Source organism: uncultured Amaricoccus sp. (genome assembly GCF_937891315.1).
Taxonomy (GTDB): domain Bacteria; phylum Pseudomonadota; class Alphaproteobacteria; order Rhodobacterales; family Rhodobacteraceae; genus Amaricoccus.
The window spans coordinates 16,969-34,848 of sequence record NZ_CALAGI010000051.1 but is presented as its reverse complement, the minus strand read 5'-3'; the positions used below and the strand labels follow the sequence as shown (position 1 = coordinate 34,848).

The following is a 17,880-nucleotide window of genomic DNA, read 5'->3' as shown; positions in this document are numbered from 1 at the left end:
ATGACCGTCCCCGAGCGCAAGCCCTATGTCCACAAGCCGCTGCCGCGGAGCCTGCTCACGCTGTTTTTCGTCATCGCGGGCGTCGAGCTGCTGCTGACCGCCGCCGACGCCGGCTATGTCTTCGACCCCTCGCTCAGGATGCGGGTGCTGCGCTCGGGCGCCTTCTGGGCGAGCCTGCTCCACGGCGCCCAACCGCTCTACCAGGCGCAGCCGGTGACGATGTTCCTCAGCCACGCGCTGCTGCACGGCGGCTTCCTGCATATGGCGATGAACATGGCTGTGCTGCTGGCACTCGGTCGCTTCGTCGGCGACCGCTACGGCGCGGGAACCATCCTGCCGATCTTCTTCGTCGGCGCGGTGGCGGGCGGCGCGGCCTTCGGCCTGCTCTCGTCCAGCCCGGCGCCGATGGTCGGCGCTTCGGGCGCGGTTTTCGCCTTCCTCGGGGTCTGGACGGTCTGGGACTACCGCCGGCACCGGGCGGCCGGGGTCCCGGCCAGCCCGGTCTGGCGCCGGGTGCTGGTGCTGATCGGGATCAATGTCGTGATGTATGTCGGCCTCGGCGGCATGCTGGCCTGGGAAGCGCATCTCGGCGGCTTTCTCGCCGGGCTCGGCTATGGCGTGGTGCTGGAAAACCGGCACGCCGCCGCGCTGCGCTCGCGAGCGGATTCGCGCCGCGCTACCGCGGAAAACAATGGCTCCGCCGACTGACACGATTGCCTTGTACGCCAGTTCCTCTACTTCTTCGAAAAACCGGCGGGGGAGGAACTGCGATGCGCGCTTTGTTCGGGGCCGTTCTCGGGGCGGGGCTCGCCCTCGCGGCGATCGGGCCGGCCACCGGCGCCACGGTCGACTACACCAGCTTTCACGTGCTCGGCGACAGCCTCAGCGACATCGGCAACGTCTATCGCACCAGCTTTCATCAGGTGCCGAAAAGCCCGCCCTACTACCGCGGTCGCTTTTCCAACGGGCCGGTCTGGGCCGAGCATGTGGCCGACGCCTTCCGCGCGGAAGGGCTGCCGACCGGCAACCATGCCTGGGGCGGGGCGACGGCGCGCACCACGAACGACGGCATTCCCGACCTGCGCGCCCAGGCCACGCGCTATCGCTCGCTCGACGATGCGCGCAGGGGCGACCGGCCACTTCTGGCGCTCTGGGCCGGGGGCAACGACATCCTGAACACCGACGGCGCCAGCCGTTCGGTCCGGGTCGGGCGAGCGGCGGCGCAGGCGGTGGGCGACACCGCCGCGCTGCTGGCGCGGAGCGGGGTCGAGGATTTCCTGATCTTCGATCTGCCCAACCTCGGGGCAATCCCGCAATTCCGTGGCGATCCCTCCGGCGCACGTGCCGCGACGGCCGGGGTGAAGGCCTTCAACCGCCAGCTGCGGCGCGAGATCATCGCCTTGCGTCAGGACGGGACGACCGTGCGCAAGGTCAGCGCCTACGCCCTCTTCAACGCGCTGGTCGAGAACCCGCGCGCCTATGGCGTACGCGACGTGACGACGCCCTGCCTCGACGAGGACGACAACCCCTGCTCCACCCGGCAGGGGCGCTATCGCGCGTTCTTCGACGACATCCATCCGAATTTCGTCGTCCACGAACAGCTCTCCGAGGCGGCGCTGGACCAGATCAACGCCGGTGACGCCTCCGCGGTCGCCTCGATGAGCGCCCCCGTGGCGCCGATCCCGTTGCCGGGCGCGGCCGGTTTGCTGATCGTCGCCATTGGCGGACTCGCGGTGGTGGCCCGGCGGCGCTGATCCCCTCGACTTCGGTGGTGGCTTCATGCAACCTGTGCGTGTGACGCCACCCCGAGGTCGTGATGAAACCCGCCCGCGCGCTACTCGGCCGCCTCGGCCTTCGCGACCCGAAACCGAGCGCACAGCGGCTTCTGCATGAGGACGCGGCGCTGAAGGTGACGGCGATCGACCGGCCGGCGGCCCGGACGCTCGTCCTCTGCTTCACCGGGGTCGGCCACGCGCTCGGCGGCATCGACACCCAGCGGGCCGAGTTCGTCGGCACCATGGCGTCGCTCGGCGCCGCCTCGGCCTTCGTCTTCGACAAGACCCGCAGCTGGGGCAACCGCGTCGATTTCGCCCGCGTCGCGGAGCTTGTCGCACCATTGGCGCCCGGCGCCCGGATCCTCGGGCTCGGCAACAGCATGGGTGGCTTCAACGCGATCCTGATGTCGAACTTCGTCGCCATGGAAACCTGCGTCGCCTTCGCGCCGCAATTCAGCGTCATGCCCGGGGTGGTGCCGGGCGAGAGCCGGTGGCGGGACTATGTCGCCGCGATCGAGGACTTCCGCTTCCCGTCGCTGGCAGGCCGGTTCAACGCGCGGACGCGCTATGTCACGATGAACGGCGACGGGCCGGCGGAACGCGCGCACTGGTCGCGCTTTCCGGCGCCGCCCAACGCGCGGCATCTGGTGGTCCGGGGCCTTGGCCACGACGCGGCCGCCGGGCTGAAGGCGGCGGGGGTGCTCGGGCCGTTTCTCGCGGCCGCCTTCGAGGGGCGGGATCCCGCCCGAGCGCTCGCCGGGCGCGTCGCATGGACCGATCACGGTTCCGGGACTGGACAGTCGGGCGGCGAGACCGGAAATCTGCGCCGGAACCCGGAGTAGGAAGCCCATGTCGAGAAACGTCGCCGCCGCCCTCTGCCTGCTGCTCGCCGCCTGCGGCACGACCTATCAGGTACCGGTCGCCGACGGCGCCGCCCCGGCCGCGCCGGTCGCCCAACGGACCGGCGGCAAGGCGCGCACCCCGGCCGACTTTCGCCGCGTCGCCGCGCGGGTCGAGCCGGTGGCCGAGAAATTCTGCCGCGAGGAGCGCGGCGGCGCCGGCAAGTCCTGCGATTTCGCCATCGGGCTCGAAACCGATCCGCGCATGCCGCCGAATGCCTTCCAGACGCTCAATGACGAGGGTCGGCCGATCATCGTGGTCAGCGCCGCCCTGCTCGACCAGATGACGAGCGACGACGAGATCGCCTTCGTGCTGAGCCACGAGGCGAGCCACCAGATCGCCCAGCATATCAGCAAGCAGCAGCAGCAGAGCATCCTCGGCGCCATGGTCATGGGCGGCCTCGTGGTCGCGGCTGGCGGCTACGGCGGAATGGGTGCGAGCGACGAGGCGGTTCAGCAGGCGATGGATCTCGGCGCCGCGGTCGGCGGCCGCGCCTACAGCCAGACCTATGAGCTCGAAGCCGACACGCTCGGCGCCTTCATCGCCGCGCGCGCGGGCTACGATCCGGAGCGCGGGGCGCTGCTCTTCACCAGCCCCGCGCTCGCCGGCGGCGGCGCGCTCCTCTCGACGCATCCGGCCTCCGCCCAGCGCATGGCGACGGTGGCCCGCGTCGCCGCCGAGATCCGCCGCCAGAAGGCCGCCGGCCTGGACCCGCGGCCGGAATACGCGGAAGGGCTGTTCTAGAGTGGAGTCCGATCCCGCAGAGCCGGCTCAACCGCTCCAGAGTCTTGATTTAGCGCAATATCCTGACCACCAGACGATCCGGTCTGGTTGGAGATTGCTCTAGCTTCGGCCGACGGCTCGCAACTCGCGCTCCAGCGCCTCCAGGAACCGGGCCCGATCGGCGGGACGAAAACCCTTGTTGCCGCCCTGCCTGAACGGGTCGGCGGCGCGCAGGTCGGCCATCAGATCGCGCATAGACAGCCGATCGCCGATGTTGCCGGGTGTGAAGGCCGAGCCGTCGTGGCCGATCACCCGCGCCCCGGCCTCGACGCAGCGCGCGGCCAACGGCACGTCGGCGGTGACGCAGATGTCACCCGGCCCGATCCGCTCTGCGATCCACTTGTCGGCCGCGTCGGCCCCGGCCTCGACCACCACGATCCGCACCAGGGGATGCCGGCTCGGCCGGATGCCGCCATTGGCGACGAAGGTGAGCGGCGCCCCGTGCCGCTCGGCGACGCGCACCGCCTCGTCCCGCACCGGGCAGGCGTCGGCGTCGACATAGATCACGCGAGCAGCGCCTCGGCATGGAAGACGACATGATCCTCCATGAAGCTCGAGACGAAGAAATAGCTGTGGTCGTACCCCGGTTGCATCCGCAGCACGGCCGCCTGCTTGCGTTCGGCGACGGCCGCCATCAGCGCGCCGGGCCGCAGCTTGTCGAGGAACTGGTCACTGGTGCCCTGATCGACGAGGATCGTACCCTTCCAGCCCTTTTCCCGGAGCAGAAGGCTCGCGTCGTGCCGCGCCCAGGCCGGCCCCTCGGCGCCGAGATAGGCCGCGAACTGCTTGCGGCCCCAGTCCGACTCGGTCGGATTGGCGATCGGCGCGAAAGCCGAGACCGAGCGGAACCGGTCGGGACAGGTGAGCGCGATCGTCAGCGCGCCGTGCCCGCCCATCGAATGGCCGGTGATGCCCTGCGCCCCCTCCTCGAGCTCGAAATTCCGGAAGACGAGGCCAGGCAGTTCCTCGGTAACATAGCTCCACATCCGGAAATGTGGCGCCCAGGGTTTCTCGGTCGCATCGACATAGAACCCGGCGCCCTGCCCGAGGTCGAAGGCCTCGTCATTGGCGATATCGGCGCCGCGCGGCGAGGTGTCGGGAAAGACCAGCGCCAGCCCCTCGCGCGCGGCCCAGCCCTGCGCCCCGGCCTTCACCATCGCATTCTCATGGGTGCAGGTCAGACCCGAGAGATACCAGAGCACGGGCACCGGCCCATCCTTGGCCTGCGGGGGCAGATAGACCGCGAAGGTCATGTCGCAGCCGCAAGCCTCCGACGCGTGTTTGTAGACCCCTTGCACGCCCCCGAACGCGGCGTTCTCCGAAATGGTTTCCATCGCTTGATCTCCCCATCGACCTCGCGCGCCGGCAATAGCACCGCCCCCGCGGGCGCGTCGACTGCGAAGGCGATTAATCCTGTCATCGCAAGGAAATTGCCAGACGCCCGTCGTCGGGCCACGATCTCCTATCCGCAACCCTTAGCCGAAGATCGCACCCGACACCCGATGCCAATTGGTCCAACTCCACCCCCCGCGACACGCCGCCTCGCCGTGCTGATCGATGCCGAGAACGTGCCGGCCTCCATCGCCATGCGCGTTATCTTCGAGGCGGCGTCCTTCGGCGAGCCGCGGATTCGCCGGGCCTACGGCGCGGCCGGAGCATTCCAGAACTGGCGCGTCAGCCTCGAGGCGCTCGCGATCGAGCCGCGCCTCGTGCTGCCCTGCGGCAAGAACGCCGCCGACATCGCACTGGTGATCGAGGCGATGGACCTCATGCGTTCCGGCGCGATCGACGGGCTTTGCCTCGTCTCAGGCGACAGCGATTTCACGGCGCTGGCCTACCGGGCACGCGAGGTCGGGGTTCTCTGCCACGGCTTCTCGCATCTCGAACCACCCGCCGCGCTCCGCGCCGCCTGCTCCGGCTTTACCGTGCTGCCCGCTCCGCCCCGCGTCGTCGCCGCCGCCCCGGTGGTGGCACCCGCGCCTCCGTCCCTGGTCAGCCTGATCCGACGCGCGTTGAACGAGAACCCCGCGCGTGATGGAATGACGATCGCCGAACTCGGAAACGTGCTGCGTCGGCTCGGCTACGTGCCCGGCTCATACGGCCCCGGCAAGCTTGGCGTCGTCGTCGGCCGGTGCACGGAGTTCGTGGTCGGCGCCGACCGTATCGTCCGACCCCGCCCGACGCCGCGCCTGATCGCCGCCGAATAGCCCCGGCGCCCCGGTTTCATTCAGGTTTGCTAACCTGGAGAGCAGTCGTTTTCCGACAACAGTTGGAAAACAAGCAAAAGACTCGCGCGCACCCGCGCGCTCCGGTGGCGCGGCAAAGGCCGCGCCGCCCCGGCCACAACCGGCGCCCGGTTCAGACGTCGTCGTCCACCGGCCCGCGCCCGGCCTTCACCACCCCCCGCCGCGCCTTGGCATCCAGCCGCCGCCGCACCGAGCCGAGCGTCGGGCGGGTGGCGCGCCGGGGTTTCGGCCGCTCCAGCGCGCGGAGGATGAGGTCGCGCAGCTTGTCCCGCGCCTCGACGCGGTTCATCGCCTGGCTGCGATGGGTCTCCGCCGTGACGATCAGCGCGCCCTCGCCCGACCAGCGCCAGCCGGCGAGTCGCCGCAGCCTCGCCTTCACCTCCGCCGGAAGGTTCGGCGAGCGTTCCGCCTCGAACCGCAGTTCCACGGCGGTCGAGACCTTGTTCACATTCTGCCCCCCCGGCCCCGAGGAGCGGACGAAGCTCTCGGCCAGTTCCCAGTCCTGGAGGACAATCTCGTCGGTGATGCGCAACATGGGAAGATCCGATGGCAAGGGCGGAATCTGCAACGGAAAGGGGCCGCGGAACACCGCGACCCCTCGGATCGGTTGGGCTTGGAGGTTGGCCGGTCCGGCTCAACGCCAAGCGTCGGTCACCCTGGTCGGAGGGGTCTGCCCCTCAGACGGTCACCCCACGCATTGACACGACCAAAAGCTCCAAGGTCCGTTCAGACATTGGATCACCTCCTTCCAGTTGTTGCGGTTGCGTTCATGGTGCCACCACCGTTTCGAAACGCAAGAACTATTTCGCGGCTCCCGCCCGATATTGCCAGACCAGCGCGCGGAACGGCGCCAGCGCGAAAACGGCGATGGCGAGTTTCACACCGAAATCGGCGACGGCGAGGCTGATCCACAGCGGCAGGACCGGCCCCCGGCCGAGCATCGCCACCGGCTCGTTCGCCCAGGCGACATCGACACCGGGCGCGAGAAAGGCGAGGCTCGCCGAAAAGGCCATGGTGAAGAACGCCAGCGTATCGACCGCGCTGCCCAGTACGCTCGAAACCAGCGGCGCGCGCCACCAGACGCCGCGACGCAGCCGGTTGAAGACGGTGATGTCGAGCAGTTGGCCGAGCAGGAAGGCGGTCAGCGAGGCGGCCGCCACGCGCGGGCTGACCAGCGGCCCGAATTCGCCGACGATCTGGGTGCCGATCACGCTGCAGACGAGGCCGGTGACGAAGCCGGCATAGACCACCCGCCGCGCCGCCGCCGGCCCCTGAAGCCTGTTCATCAGGTCGGTCACGAGAAAGGCGAAGGGATAGGTGAAGGCGCCCCAGGTCAGCCAGTCGCCGACGAGAAACTGCACGAGGATATTCGAGGCAAGCACGACGATCGCCATCGCGACCGTGCCCGCCAGCAGGGTTCTGTTCATGGTCGGGATCCGTTTTTTCAGGAAGGTCGCGGAGACTTCCGCCGCGCTAGCGCGCGACGCGGCTCGCATATCCCGAAAGCCGGTCCGGGGTCCAGTGACGTCAGAGGCTGTTTGGAAACACGGACGGGTCGGTCCGGCGGGTCCTTTCGCGCCCCGGTGCGTTGGTCACGAGGACCAATATCCCCGATATTGCCCCCCATGACCTCCTGCCGGGACACAAAATCCCTCGCCGGACCTCCGCCGCCGAATTTCCAGACAGCCTCTCAGCCGAAGACCCGCGCGCGGTAGGACGCGGCGGGCGCGGCCTTCCACAATGCCTCCGGCTGGCGGTTCGCCACGCCCTCGGGCAACTCGATCTCGTCGAAGCCCACCCGGCGCGCGGCGCGGACCTGATCGACGATCATCGGGCCAGCCGCGCGCAGCCGACCCGAATAGCCCATCGCCCGCAGCCGCCGCGCGATCGAGAGGCCGCGGCCGTCGCCCATCGCCGGAAAGGCGACCCGCACGACGGCGACCCGGCCGAGCCAGGGCGCCAGTTCCGCCGGGTCGCGGTCGTTCGGGAAATCGACAGCCAGTTCGACCGCCTGCTCGCCCGCGAAATCCGCGTCGGACGCCTCCAGCAGCGCATCGAGCGCCAGGAAATGCACATTCGCGAGGTCGTCGGCGACGAATCCCTCGTCCCTTACCAGAACGCTCATGCCCGCTCTCCCCTCACGACGCCCGCAGGATCCGGCCGTCGGCGCCGAAATGGATACCGCATTCCACCTTGTCGCTGCCGCGCCAACGGCCCGCGCGCGGATCCTCTCCGGGTGCGACCTTGGTGGTGCAGGGCGCGCAGCCGATCGAGGGATAGCCCCTGGCGACCAGCGGATGCCGCGGCAGATCATGCGCGGTCATGTAGTCCGACAGGTCCCGCGCGGTCCAGCCGGCCAGCGGGTTCACCTTTAGCCGCGCCCCATCCGCTTCGAAGGTGGCCAGCGCGGCGCGCGTGCTGGCCTGGAAGCGCTTGCGCCCGGTGATCAGCACCGAATAGGGCTCCAGCGCCCGTTCCAGCGGCAGCACCTTGCGCACGTCGCAGCAGGCGTCCTGGTCGGTCCGGTTCAGCGTCCAGTCAGGATCGACCCGCGCCAGATCGACCGGGTTCGGCCGCACATGCTGAACATTCGTCAGGCCGAGATGCGCCGACAGCTCGCGCTGATATTTCAGCGTTTCCTCGAACAGCATCAGCGTATCGACCAGCAGCACCGGCGCGGCTCGGTCGACCTGCGACACCAGATGCAGCAACACGGCGGCGTCCGCCCCGAAGGACGAAACCATCGCCGTCCGGCCGGGGAATTCGTCGAGCACGCCCGCCAGCACGTCGCGCGGATGCGCGTCCTCGTAGTCGAGATTCAGCGCCCCGACGCGATCGACCGCGAGGCCGACCAGTTCACCATCCCGTTCAAGCCGCATCGGACCGCGCCTCCTGCGCCGGATAGAGCGCGGCCTTGAACGGCTCGGCCCCGAGGCGACGATATGCCTGCAGAAAAGTCTCTCCCGGCTCCAGCCGCTGGTCGAGATAGGCCTCGATCAGCCGCGAGATCGCCGGCACCAGCTCCTCGGCCGAAAAGCCGGGGCCCGCCCGCTCGCCGATGGCGGCGGTTTCCGTGCCGTCGCCGCCGAGCGTCACCTGATAGTTCTCCACCCCGGCCCGATCGAGCCCGAGGATGCCGATATGGCCGACATGGTGATGCCCGCAGGCGTTGATGCAGCCCGAGATCTTGATCTTGAGCGGCCCGATGTCGCGCTGTCTGTCGAGGTCGGCGAAGGTCTCGGCGATCTCCTGCGCGACCGGGATCGAGCGCGCGGTCGCCAGCGCGCAATAGTCCATCCCCGGGCAGGCGATGATGTCCGAGATCAGCCCGACGTTAGCCGTGCCGAGCCCCGCCGCGCGCAGCCGCGCGTAGATGGTGGCGAGGTGCCGGCGCGGCACATGCGGCAGGATCACGTTCTGCTCGTGGCTGACGCGGAGCTCGTCATGGCCGAATTCCTCGGCGAGATCGGCCATGACCCGCATCTGTTCGGCCGTCGCATCGCCCGGCGTGCCGCCGATCGGCTTCAGCGAGATCGTCACGATGGCGTAATGCGCCAGCTTGTGCTCGGCGACGTTGGTGTCGATCCAGGCGCGCAGGCCCGCGCTCAGCGCCGGCGCCATGTCGAGCGCCGGCTCGAACGCCGGAGGCGCGAAGGCCGCCTCGATATCGGCGACCAGCGCGGGCGAGACCCGGGGCAGCAGGGCCTGGTTCGCGGCGAAGGCCGCCTCGACCTTGGCCCGGACGTTTTCCAGCGTCTCCTCATGCACCAGGATCTTCAGGCGCGCCTTGAACTTGTTGTCGCGCCGCCCGCCCAGATTGTAGACCTGCAGGATCGCTTCCAGATAGGCCAGCAGATCGGCCTTGGGCAGGAACTCCCGCACCACCTTGCCGATCATCGGAGTCCGTCCCAATCCGCCGCCGATGGAGACCTCGTAGCCCGGTTCACCCGCCTCGTCGCGGACCATCCTGAGGCCGATGTCATGCGATTTCGTGACAGCGCGGTCATGCGGCGAGCCCGTCACCGCGACCTTGAACTTGCGCGGCAGCCAGGCGAATTCCGGATGGTCGGTCGACCATTGCCGGATCAGCTCGGCGGTGGGCCGCGGATCCTCGATCTCGTCGGCGGCGGCGCCGGCGAAATGATCAGCGGTCACGTTGCGGATGCAGTTGCCGCTGGTCTGGATCGAATGCATCTCGACCTCGGCCAACGCCTCCAGAATGTCCGGCACTTCGCGCAGCTTCGGCCAGTTGTACTGGATGTTCTGGCGCGTGGTGAAATGGCCGTAGCCCTTGTCCCAGCGTTCGGCGATATCGGCGAGCCGCCGCATCTTGGTGGAATTGAGCGTGCCATAGGGGATCGCCACGCGCAGCATGTAGGCATGGAGCTGCAGATAGAGGCCGTTCATCAGCCGCAACGGCCTGAACTCGTCCTCGCTGAGGCTACCGGTCAGCCGACGCTCGACCTGGTCGCGGAACTCGGCGACGCGGGCATTGACGAAATCGCGGTCGAAATCGGAATAACTATACATCGGAACGCTCCGCCTGCCGGCCATGCTCAGGGTAGTTGGAAGGGCCGCGGGTGCGGAACACCTCGCGGAAATGCGCCGGCGCGGCGCGACCGCGCGCATCGAGCGCCGCCTCCACCAGATAGACGCCGACCACCTGGTTCGGAAAGGCCGACGCGCGACGCAGCAGATCGTCCGCCGCCTCCTGATTGGTGGCGAGCGCGGATTCCGCGATATGGCGGGACCAGTCCCCGTTCCCGGTGAAATAGACGACATCGCCTTCCAGCAGGTCGTTGGCGGTCGCCATCAGCGGCTTGAACACGCGCGCCATCAGAGCGCCTCCTTCACTTGGCTCAGCGCCGCCGTCGCGGCCCGTGGCTCCAGTCCATAGAGAATCATCACCGGCCCGTCGGTCCGCGCCTCGCCGAGCGCCCGGGGCAGGTCGACGAGGGTCGTCGCGAACACCCGCTGCCCGGGCCGGCTGACGTTTTCAATCGCGGTCACCGGCGTATCCGCCGCCGCGCCATGCATCAGCAGCCGGCCGCTCAGGAAGCGCGAGGCCTTCACGCCCATGTAGATCGCCGCCGTGGCACCCGGCTTCGCCAGCGCGCGCCAGTCCTGATCGGCGAAGCCATCGACGTCATGGCCGGTCAGCACGCGAAAGCTCGAATTGCGGCCGCGCCGGGTCAGCGACTGGCCGATCGCCGCCGCCGCCGCGCTCGATGTCGTCACGCCCGGCACCACGGCATAGCCGATACCGGCCGCCTCCAGGGCCTCGATCTCCTCGTCCAGCCGACCGAAGATCGCCGGGTCGCCGCCCTTCAGCCGCGCGACGGTGGCGCCACTCCGCGCCTGGGCGACGATCAGCGCGTCGATGTCCGCCTGTTTCCAGGACGCGCCATAGGGGGTCTTGCCGACGTCGAGGATCAGCGCCTCGCGCCGCGCAAGCTCCAGGATCGCCGCCGGCACCAGCCGATCGTGGATCACCACGTCCGCCTCGTGCAACAGGCGCCGCGCCCGCAGCGTCAGCAATTCCGGGTCGCCCGGTCCCGCGCCGATCAGGTGCACGAAGCCCTCGCGCGCGCCATCGACGCCCTCCGCCGCCAGCCGCTCCAGCGCCGCCCGCGCCGCCGCCTCGCCGTCGGCGATGGCGCGCGGGCCGTCCTCGAAATAGAACCGGGTCCAGAACAGCCGCCGCGCCTTGCCGTCCAGCGCCTCGAGCCGCGCGCGGAACCCCTGCCCGACCCGCGCCAGCCGGCCGAGCGCCGCCGGCAGCAGCGCCTCGATCTCGGCCTTGATCTTGCGCGCCAGAACCGGCGCCGCGCCTTCGGTGCCGATCGCCACCGTTACCGGATCGCGATCGACGATCGCGGGGGTAATGAAGGCGCTGCCTTCGAGATCGTCTACGATATTGACCAGCGCCCCGGCCGCCCGGCCGATCGTCGCCGCCCGCGCATCCTCGGCGGCGTCGCCGTTCGCGCCATAGAGCAGGACGGCGCCCTCGGCGTCGCCGGCGTGGATCGGCCGCGCCTCGAAGGCGATCAGGCCGCGCGCCGCCCAGCCGAGCACCGCCGGGTCCGGATCCGTGCCGAAGACGCTGATCCCGGCCTCGGTCCGCAGCAGCAGGCGCAACTTCGCGACCGCGATGTCACCCGCGCCGGAAACCACTATGCGCCGACCGCGAAGGTCGACGAAGACCGGAAAATGCCGCATAACCCGCTTGTCCCTGCGTTCCAGGTTCCATATAGAACTTTTTCCCTATTTTCTTCAATGTCCGGCTGAAAATAAGGCGATTGTTCCGCCTGTGACGAAACTCAAGAACGAACCCCTCGTGATGCTGGAGAAAGCGGAATGACCGCGGTGTTCGACGAACTGGATCGGAACATTCTTTCGCTCCTGCAACGGGATTCAAGCCTTTCCCTTGACGAAATCGCCCGTCGGGTCGGCGCGTCCAAGACCCCGGTCTGGAATCGGATCCGCAAGCTCAAGGCGGCGGGCGTGATCCGCGCGGAGGTGGCGTTGCTCGACCCCGAGAAGCTCGGGCTCGAAAGCTGCTTCTTCGTGCTGATCCGCACCTCCCAGCACGACGCGAACTGGCTCGACCAGTTCCTGCGCGCCGTCCGCTCCCGCCCCGAGGTGATCGAGGCGCACCGGCTCGCCGGCGACATCGACTATATCCTCAAGGTTCAGGTGCCGAACGCCCGCGCCTACGACGATTTCTACCGCGCACTGATCAAGGAGGTCAGCATCTTCAACGTCACCTCGTCGCTGTCGATGGAAGTCATCAAGAGCACCACCGCGCTGCCGATCCACCCGCTTGCCGGCGAGGCCTGAGGGCTGCGCCATTGCACCCCCGCGACGCGGCGGCTATCCCGCGATCAGACACCCGCCCCCTTCGGACATCCCCTTCGCCGGAATCACCCATGACCATCACCGAGATTACCCCCGACTACAGTGTCGCGCCGCAGATCAGCGTCGACGACGTCGCCGAAATCGCCTCCCGCGGCTTTCGCGCGATCATGTGCAACCGCCCCGACGGCGAGAGCGCCGACCAGCCGGAGGTCGCGCTGATCCGCGCCGAAGCCGAGGCACGGGGCCTCGCCTTCGCCTTCGTGCCGGTGGTCTCCGGCGCGATCACGTCGCGCGATCTCGACGAATTCGGCGCGGCCCTGGCCGAGCTGCCCGGCCCGGTGCTCGCCTATTGCCGGTCCGGCACCCGCTGCCGCATGCTCTGGTCCGCCGTCAATCCGTAGGGCTGCCCGCCGGGGAGCCCTGCGCCGGCTCCGCCTCCAGCGTCCCGAGCGCGACCGTCTCCACGCGGAACGCCGCGGCCGGCACAGGTTCGGGCCGGGCGCCGCGCGCGACGCGCAGCGCCTCGAGGTCCACCTCGCCATAGACCCAGCCGGCGGCGTTCATCTTGCCGGATCCGACGGTTCCGTCCTCGGGCAAACCGTCCTCGGGCGGGGCGAAGACCGCGGCGGCGCCGACGTTCTTCGTCGCGGTCGCAAGCCAGTCGGCCTCGCCCACCGTCACCGCCTGCGCGACGAAGCAGCGGGTCTCGACCGCCCGCGCCCGCGCCGCGATCCGCGCCCGCCAGAACGCCCGGCTGTCGGGCGCGCAGGTCGGCACGAGCAGGATCTCGGCCCCCGCCGCCGCCATCGCCAGCGCCGGCGCGGCGAACGCCGCGTCGCCGCCGGGCAGGACGCCGATCCGGCCGAGGTCGGTCGCGAAGATCCGCCCGACGGTCCCCCCCGAGATCTGCTCCACCTCGGTTTCGAAGGCGCTCGGCGACTGCTTGTCCTGGAAACCCATCGCGCCACTCGGGGCGAAGAACCGCGCCCGGCTGACCTTCACCCCACTTTCCGCCCTCAGCGGCCCCGAGCTCGCGCAGATATGGACGCCGAACTCGCGGGCAAGGCTCGCATGCAGTTCATCGACATCCCTGATCCGCGCGCTGACCGCCTCGCGCGCCCGCGCCGGATCCTTCGCATTCTCCTCCCCGGCGAGGCTGGCGAGCTCGAGCGCGCCGTTTTCCGGAAAGACCAGCAGACCCGCGCCGTTCTCCGCCGCCGTCCGCACCCAGACCCGCAGCTTTCCGACGAATTCGTTCCACCGATTGTGCCAGTCAATCGGATAGGCCGCCGCGGCGATCTTCATCCTATGGTCTCCCCGATCTGCGATGGGCACTCTAGCGCAAGGTCGCGCCAGCTCGAAGCCCGCTCTTTCAGCCAGCGCCAGACGGCCGAACGACCTCGACGCGCGCCCCTCCGCCACGGTCTCCGCGCGCTCGACAAGACGGCGCGCGAGGCCCGCCGACTAATGTGGGGGACAAGGCGCGCCAAATTTTCCTAGCGATCTTCGAGCCGCGGGTCCAATGTGCCGATACGTTCGGCCCCATCCTTGGCGGCCACCGCCGTCTATAAAACAACACTGGAGGAAGATTAAGTTTCATGGAGACAAGCGTGATCGACAGGATCCAGAGGGATCCAAACTATCAAGCATTGAAGGAGCGCCGGTCCAGTTTCGGTTGGACGCTCACCATATTGATGCTTGTCGTCTACTATGGATTCATCCTGCTTATTGCCTTCCAGAAGGGCGTGCTCTCCGCCCGCATTGGCTCAGGCGTGATGACCTGGGGTATCCCGATCGGCTTCGGCGTGATCCTGTTCACCATCCTGATCACCGGTGTCTATGTGCGGCGCGCGAACGGCGAGTTCGACGAGCTGTCTGACAAGATCAAGCGTGAGGCGCTGAAATGAAGTTTCATCGCATCACCGCGGCGCTCGCGGCAGGCTTGATCGCGGCGCCTGGCGTCGGATTCGCAGCCGATGTCATCCAAGGCGGCGAAAAACAGGCGACCAACTGGACAGCGATCGCCATGTTCGCCGCCTTCGTCGTCATGACCATGTTCATCACCAAGTGGGCAGCCTCGAAGACCAAGTCGGCGGCCGACTTCTACACCGCCGGCGGCGGCATCACCGGCTTCCAGAACGGCCTCGCCATCGCCGGCGACTATATGTCGGCGGCCTCCTTTCTCGGCATCTCGGCCGCGGTGATGACCGGGGGCTTCGACGGCCTGATCTATTCGATCGGCTTCCTGGTCGGCTGGCCGATCCTGACCTTCCTCATGGCGGAGCGCCTGCGCAACCTCGGCAAGTTCACCTTCGCCGACGTCGCCGCCTTCCGCTTCGCCCAGACCCCGGTCCGCATCTTCGCGGCCTCGGGCACGCTGGTCGTGGTCGCCTTCTACCTGATCGCGCAGATGGTGGGCGCGGGCTCGCTGATCCAGCTCCTCTTCGGCCTCGACTACTGGATCGCCGTGGTGCTCGTCGGCGGACTGATGATGGTCTACGTGCTCTTCGGCGGCATGACCGCCACCACCTGGGTGCAGATCATCAAGGCCTGCCTGCTGCTGGCGGGTGCCAGCTTCATGGGCTTCATGGTGCTCTACCATTACGGCTTCAGCCCGGAAGCGATGTTCGCCGACGCGGTGCGGGTCAAGACCGACATCGCCGCCGCGGTCGAGGGCACGACTCCGGAGGCCGCCGCGACCGCCGGCCAGTCGATCATGGGCCCCGGCAGCTTCATCAAGGACCCGATCTCGGCGATCAGCTTCGGCATGGCGCTGATGTTCGGCACCGCCGGCCTGCCGCATATCCTGATGCGCTTCTTCACGGTTCCCTCCGCCAAGGAAGCGCGGAAGTCGGTGATGTGGGCGACCACCTGGATCGGCTACTTCTACCTCCTCACCTTCCTGATCGGCTTCGGCGCCATCACCTTCGTCTCGACCAACCCCGAGTTCCTGACGGCGGACGGCAAGATGATCGGTGGCAACAACATGGCGGCGGTGCATCTCGCCCACGCGGTCGGTGGCAACATCTTCCTCGGCTTCATCTCGGCCGTGGCCTTCGCAACCATCCTCGCGGTTGTCGCCGGCCTGACGCTCTCCGGCGCCTCGGCGGTCAGCCATGACCTCTATGCGACGGTCATCAAGAAGGGGCACGCGGACAGCGCCAGCGAGCTTCGCATCTCGCGCATCACCACGGTCTGCCTCGGCATCATCGCGGTGATCCTCGGCATCGCCTTCCAGAAGCAGAATATCGCCTTCATGGTGTCGATGGCCTTCGCGGTGGCAGCCTCGGCCAACTTCCCGGTGCTGTTCCTGTCGATCCTCTGGAAGGACTGCACCACCAAGGGCGCCGTCGTCGGCGGCTTCGTCGGGCTCATCTCGTCGGTGACACTGACGGTGCTCTCGCCGTCGGTCTGGGAGGCGACGCTCGGCCATCCGGTCGGCTCGGCCCCCTTCCCCTACACCTCGCCGGCGATCTTCTCGATACCGCTCGCCTTCTTCGCGATCTGGATCGTGTCCAAGATGGACAACAGCCCGCGGGCGAAGATCGACCGGGCCGGCTTCCCGGCGCAGCAGGTCCGCTCCGAGACCGGCATCGGCGCCGCCGAAGCCTCGGCTCACTGAAGACGCGGCGCGCCATGACCATCGAAAATGGCGCGCCGCTCAATCTCGATCCGCCCGGCGACGGGCGGGTCGATCCCGTTCAACGGGAGCGGCGCGAACTCGTTTCGCTGATGACCGCCCGCGTCGGCGATGCCTACCTGGGCAAGCCGGTAATCGTCGACGGCGAGATCGATCTCGTCAGCCTCTGCCGCCTGCTGTCCGAGCGTGGCCGTACCGGCGCGCTGGTGCGCGACGGCGACCGGCTCGGCATCTTCACGACCACCGATCTGCGCGACGCCCTGCTGCGGCCCGAGCCGCCGGCGAGCATTACGGCACGCGAGGTCGCGATCTTCGATCCGAAGTCGGTCTCGGTCGATGACGAACTCTACACCGCGCTGATCCTGATGCTGCGCCACAGGATCCACCGGGTCATCGTGCGCGATGGCGAGGAGGTGGTCGGCGTCCTCAGCCAGCTCGACCTCATGGCCTTCGTCACCAATCATTCCCACCTCATCGCCCGCGAGATCGAAGCCGCGGGAGATGTCGCCGCGCTGCGCGACGCCGCCGGCCAGATCGACGGGCTGATCGAGGTGCTGCGCCGCGACGGAGTCCGGATCGAAGTGATCGCCGGCCTGGTCGGCGCGCTGAACCGCCAATTGTTCCGCCGCCTCTGGGATCTGCTGGCGCCACCCGACCTGCGCGCGAATTCCTGCCTCATCGTCATGGGCAGCGAGGGGCGGGGCGAGCAGATCTTCAAGACCGATCAGGACAACGCGCTGATCCTGCGGGACGGATTTGAATCCCCGGACCTCGAGGCGGTGACGGAGGCCTTCACCGCGGCGCTGATCAGCTTCGGCTATCCGCCCTGCCCCGGTGGCATCATGCTGAGCAGACCGCTCTGGCGCCAGCCGCTCGCCGGCTTCAAGGAGTCGCTTCGGCGCTGGATCCATGGCGACGACCCGGAAGGTCCGATGAACCTCGCGATCTTCCTCGACGCCGCGGAGGTCGCGGGAGACGCGAGCCTGCTCGCGGCGGCGCGCGATCATGTCGATCAACTGCTGACGGACAGCGGCCCCTGGTTCGCCCGCTTCGCACGCGCGGTGGAGCAGTTCAGCGAGGGCGGCGGCTGGTGGTCACGCCTGCCGGGCCTGCGCGGCCGCGACGCGGCGGAGATCGACATCAAGAAGCTCGGCATCTTCCCGTTGGTGCATGGGGTGCGGGCGCTGGCGCTCGAGAACCGGCACCACGTGGTCGGCACAGCCGAGCGGCTGCGGGCGCTGGAAGCGGAGGGCAGGATCGACCCCGCCCTCGCGCGCGACCTCGTCGATGCCCTGCGCTTCCTGATCGGGCTGAAGCTCGACAATAACCTGCGCCAGATCGCGGCGAAGCGGACGCCCGACAACGCGGTGCGGCTTGGCGAGCTCGGCACGCTCGACCGCCAGGCGCTGAAGGATTCGATCGCCATCGTGCGCGGCTTCAAGCAATGGCTGGGCCGGCACTTCCGGTTCGACGCACTGTGAGGGAGCGGCCGAAACCCGCCGTCCTGATCGCGCTCACCGCGCTCGGCACCGCGCTCTGGAACTTTCCGCTGTTGATGGTCTGGGACCGGGAGTCGACGATCCTCGGCCTTCCCGCGCTGCCGGTCGCGCTCTTCGCGATCTGGGCCGGCCTGATCGCCGCGCTCGCCTGGGTGTCGGAGCGGCGGAAATGACCCCCG

At 68.7% G+C, this 17,880-nt stretch carries 21 protein-coding genes; 11 read left to right on the top strand and 10 right to left on the bottom strand.

The features are described from left to right. The 4 genes from Q0480_RS04295 to Q0480_RS04280 all read left to right on the top strand — a co-directional run bounded on the left by Q0480_RS04295 (position 1) and on the right by Q0480_RS04280 (position 3,419). Complete coding sequence (locus Q0480_RS04295; RefSeq protein WP_299131073.1) at positions 1-708, top strand: rhomboid family intramembrane serine protease; 708 nt, start codon at positions 1-3, stop codon at positions 706-708. 62 nt (positions 709-770) lie between these two features. After that, on the top strand, positions 771-1,754 hold the full coding sequence (locus tag Q0480_RS04290; protein ID WP_299131072.1) for an SGNH/GDSL hydrolase family protein: 984 nt from the start codon (positions 771-773) through the stop codon (positions 1,752-1,754). Between the two features lie 62 nt (positions 1,755-1,816). Further along, entirely contained in the window at positions 1,817-2,617 is an 801-nt protein-coding gene (locus Q0480_RS04285) for a hypothetical protein (protein WP_299131071.1), read from the top strand. A 7-nt stretch (positions 2,618-2,624) separates the two neighbouring features. After that, on the top strand, positions 2,625-3,419 hold the full coding sequence (locus Q0480_RS04280; RefSeq protein WP_299131070.1) for a M48 family metalloprotease: 795 nt from the start codon (positions 2,625-2,627) through the stop codon (positions 3,417-3,419). Between the two features lie 99 nt (positions 3,420-3,518). On the opposite strand, the gene Q0480_RS04275 is transcribed toward Q0480_RS04280, so the two are convergent. Next, the gene (locus tag Q0480_RS04275) at positions 3,519-3,965 is read right to left on the bottom strand and encodes a YaiI/YqxD family protein (protein ID WP_299131069.1); all 447 of its coding nucleotides are present in this window, start codon (positions 3,963-3,965) and stop codon (positions 3,519-3,521) included. After that, positions 3,962-4,792: an S-formylglutathione hydrolase gene (gene fghA, locus Q0480_RS04270; RefSeq protein ID WP_299131068.1), complete on the bottom strand. Its 831-nt coding sequence runs from the start codon at positions 4,790-4,792 to the stop codon at positions 3,962-3,964. Before fghA ends, Q0480_RS04275 begins: the two co-directional genes overlap by 4 nt. Before the next feature lie 213 nt (positions 4,793-5,005). On the opposite strand from fghA, the gene Q0480_RS04265 reads away from it, so the two are divergent. Continuing rightward, a complete protein-coding gene (locus Q0480_RS04265; RefSeq protein ID WP_299131067.1) occupies positions 5,006-5,665 on the top strand; it encodes an NYN domain-containing protein in 660 nt (219 codons plus the stop codon). Positions 5,666-5,816: 151 nt separating this feature from the next. Here Q0480_RS04265 and arfB read toward each other — a convergent pair whose 3' ends face one another. The 7 genes from arfB to cysG all read right to left on the bottom strand — a co-directional run bounded on the left by arfB (position 5,817) and on the right by cysG (position 11,923). Next, positions 5,817-6,239, bottom strand: a complete 423-nt coding sequence (arfB, locus tag Q0480_RS04260; protein ID WP_299131066.1) for an alternative ribosome rescue aminoacyl-tRNA hydrolase ArfB — start codon at positions 6,237-6,239, stop codon at positions 5,817-5,819. Between the two features lie 265 nt (positions 6,240-6,504). Then, the gene (locus Q0480_RS04255) at positions 6,505-7,131 is read right to left on the bottom strand and encodes a queuosine precursor transporter (RefSeq protein ID WP_299131065.1); all 627 of its coding nucleotides are present in this window, start codon (positions 7,129-7,131) and stop codon (positions 6,505-6,507) included. A 263-nt stretch (positions 7,132-7,394) separates the two neighbouring features. Next, positions 7,395-7,829 carry a DUF934 domain-containing protein gene (locus Q0480_RS04250; protein ID WP_299131064.1) on the bottom strand — a complete coding sequence of 145 codons (435 nt, stop codon included), beginning with the start codon at positions 7,827-7,829 and terminating at the stop codon, positions 7,395-7,397. A 13-nt stretch (positions 7,830-7,842) separates the two neighbouring features. Continuing rightward, positions 7,843-8,583 (bottom strand): phosphoadenylyl-sulfate reductase, encoded by a 741-nt coding sequence (locus tag Q0480_RS04245; RefSeq protein WP_299131063.1) that lies wholly within the window; start codon positions 8,581-8,583, stop codon positions 7,843-7,845. Next, the gene (locus Q0480_RS04240) at positions 8,573-10,234 is read right to left on the bottom strand and encodes a nitrite/sulfite reductase (protein WP_299131062.1); all 1,662 of its coding nucleotides are present in this window, start codon (positions 10,232-10,234) and stop codon (positions 8,573-8,575) included. The genes Q0480_RS04245 and Q0480_RS04240 overlap by 11 nt, the downstream gene beginning before the upstream one ends. Beyond that, complete coding sequence (locus Q0480_RS04235) at positions 10,227-10,541, bottom strand: DUF2849 domain-containing protein (RefSeq protein ID WP_299131061.1); 315 nt, start codon at positions 10,539-10,541, stop codon at positions 10,227-10,229. Before Q0480_RS04235 ends, Q0480_RS04240 begins: the two co-directional genes overlap by 8 nt. After that, positions 10,541-11,923 carry a siroheme synthase CysG gene (gene cysG / locus Q0480_RS04230; protein ID WP_299131060.1) on the bottom strand — a complete coding sequence of 461 codons (1,383 nt, stop codon included), beginning with the start codon at positions 11,921-11,923 and terminating at the stop codon, positions 10,541-10,543. Before cysG ends, Q0480_RS04235 begins: the two co-directional genes overlap by 1 nt. Positions 11,924-12,061: 138 nt before the next feature. On the opposite strand from cysG, the gene Q0480_RS04225 reads away from it, so the two are divergent. Together Q0480_RS04225 and Q0480_RS04220 are read left to right on the top strand one after the other, a co-directional pair. Continuing rightward, complete coding sequence (locus Q0480_RS04225; RefSeq protein ID WP_299131059.1) at positions 12,062-12,544, top strand: Lrp/AsnC family transcriptional regulator; 483 nt, start codon at positions 12,062-12,064, stop codon at positions 12,542-12,544. Positions 12,545-12,633: 89 nt separating this feature from the next. Beyond that, the gene (locus Q0480_RS04220) at positions 12,634-12,963 is read left to right on the top strand and encodes a TIGR01244 family sulfur transferase (protein WP_299131058.1); all 330 of its coding nucleotides are present in this window, start codon (positions 12,634-12,636) and stop codon (positions 12,961-12,963) included. Here Q0480_RS04220 and Q0480_RS04215 read toward each other — a convergent pair. Then, a complete protein-coding gene (locus Q0480_RS04215) occupies positions 12,953-13,867 on the bottom strand; it encodes a nitrilase-related carbon-nitrogen hydrolase (protein ID WP_299131057.1) in 915 nt (304 codons plus the stop codon). The two genes, Q0480_RS04220 and Q0480_RS04215, sit on opposite strands and share 11 nt — an antisense overlap. 293 nt (positions 13,868-14,160) lie before the next feature. Between Q0480_RS04215 and Q0480_RS04210 the strand changes: the two genes are divergently transcribed. Genes Q0480_RS04210 through Q0480_RS04195 form a run of 4 tightly spaced genes read left to right on the top strand, consistent with a single transcriptional unit; the run spans position 14,161 to position 17,874 of the window. Next, on the top strand, positions 14,161-14,469 hold the full coding sequence (locus Q0480_RS04210; RefSeq protein WP_299131056.1) for a DUF485 domain-containing protein: 309 nt from the start codon (positions 14,161-14,163) through the stop codon (positions 14,467-14,469). Continuing rightward, the gene (locus Q0480_RS04205; RefSeq protein WP_299131055.1) at positions 14,466-16,184 is read left to right on the top strand and encodes a cation acetate symporter; all 1,719 of its coding nucleotides are present in this window, start codon (positions 14,466-14,468) and stop codon (positions 16,182-16,184) included. The genes Q0480_RS04210 and Q0480_RS04205 overlap by 4 nt, the downstream gene beginning before the upstream one ends. A gap of 14 nt (positions 16,185-16,198) precedes the next feature. After that, positions 16,199-17,683, top strand: a complete 1,485-nt coding sequence (locus Q0480_RS04200; RefSeq protein WP_299131054.1) for a DUF294 nucleotidyltransferase-like domain-containing protein — start codon at positions 16,199-16,201, stop codon at positions 17,681-17,683. Further along, a complete protein-coding gene (locus Q0480_RS04195; protein ID WP_299131053.1) occupies positions 17,680-17,874 on the top strand; it encodes a hypothetical protein in 195 nt (64 codons plus the stop codon). Before Q0480_RS04200 ends, Q0480_RS04195 begins: the two co-directional genes overlap by 4 nt. Positions 17,875-17,880 lie beyond the last annotated feature (6 nt).

Coding starts and splice junctions, on each gene's coding strand:
- Q0480_RS04295 (WP_299131073.1), top strand. CDS start 1: ATGACCGTCCCCGAGCGCAAGCCCTATGTCCACAAGCCGCTGCCGCGG.
- Q0480_RS04290 (WP_299131072.1), top strand. CDS start 771: ATGCGCGCTTTGTTCGGGGCCGTTCTCGGGGCGGGGCTCGCCCTCGCG.
- Q0480_RS04285 (WP_299131071.1), top strand. CDS start 1,817: ATGAAACCCGCCCGCGCGCTACTCGGCCGCCTCGGCCTTCGCGACCCG.
- Q0480_RS04280 (WP_299131070.1), top strand. CDS start 2,625: ATGTCGAGAAACGTCGCCGCCGCCCTCTGCCTGCTGCTCGCCGCCTGC.
- fghA (WP_299131068.1), bottom strand. CDS start 4,792: ATGGAAACCATTTCGGAGAACGCCGCGTTCGGGGGCGTGCAAGGGGTC.
- arfB (WP_299131066.1), bottom strand. CDS start 6,239: ATGTTGCGCATCACCGACGAGATTGTCCTCCAGGACTGGGAACTGGCC.
- Q0480_RS04255 (WP_299131065.1), bottom strand. CDS start 7,131: ATGAACAGAACCCTGCTGGCGGGCACGGTCGCGATGGCGATCGTCGTG.
- Q0480_RS04250 (WP_299131064.1), bottom strand. CDS start 7,829: ATGAGCGTTCTGGTAAGGGACGAGGGATTCGTCGCCGACGACCTCGCG.
- Q0480_RS04245 (WP_299131063.1), bottom strand. CDS start 8,583: ATGCGGCTTGAACGGGATGGTGAACTGGTCGGCCTCGCGGTCGATCGC.
- Q0480_RS04240 (WP_299131062.1), bottom strand. CDS start 10,234: ATGTATAGTTATTCCGATTTCGACCGCGATTTCGTCAATGCCCGCGTC.
- Q0480_RS04235 (WP_299131061.1), bottom strand. CDS start 10,541: ATGGCGCGCGTGTTCAAGCCGCTGATGGCGACCGCCAACGACCTGCTG.
- cysG (WP_299131060.1), bottom strand. CDS start 11,923: ATGCGGCATTTTCCGGTCTTCGTCGACCTTCGCGGTCGGCGCATAGTG.
- Q0480_RS04225 (WP_299131059.1), top strand. CDS start 12,062: ATGACCGCGGTGTTCGACGAACTGGATCGGAACATTCTTTCGCTCCTG.
- Q0480_RS04220 (WP_299131058.1), top strand. CDS start 12,634: ATGACCATCACCGAGATTACCCCCGACTACAGTGTCGCGCCGCAGATC.
- Q0480_RS04215 (WP_299131057.1), bottom strand. CDS start 13,867: ATGAAGATCGCCGCGGCGGCCTATCCGATTGACTGGCACAATCGGTGG.
- Q0480_RS04210 (WP_299131056.1), top strand. CDS start 14,161: ATGGAGACAAGCGTGATCGACAGGATCCAGAGGGATCCAAACTATCAA.
- Q0480_RS04205 (WP_299131055.1), top strand. CDS start 14,466: ATGAAGTTTCATCGCATCACCGCGGCGCTCGCGGCAGGCTTGATCGCG.
- Q0480_RS04200 (WP_299131054.1), top strand. CDS start 16,199: ATGACCATCGAAAATGGCGCGCCGCTCAATCTCGATCCGCCCGGCGAC.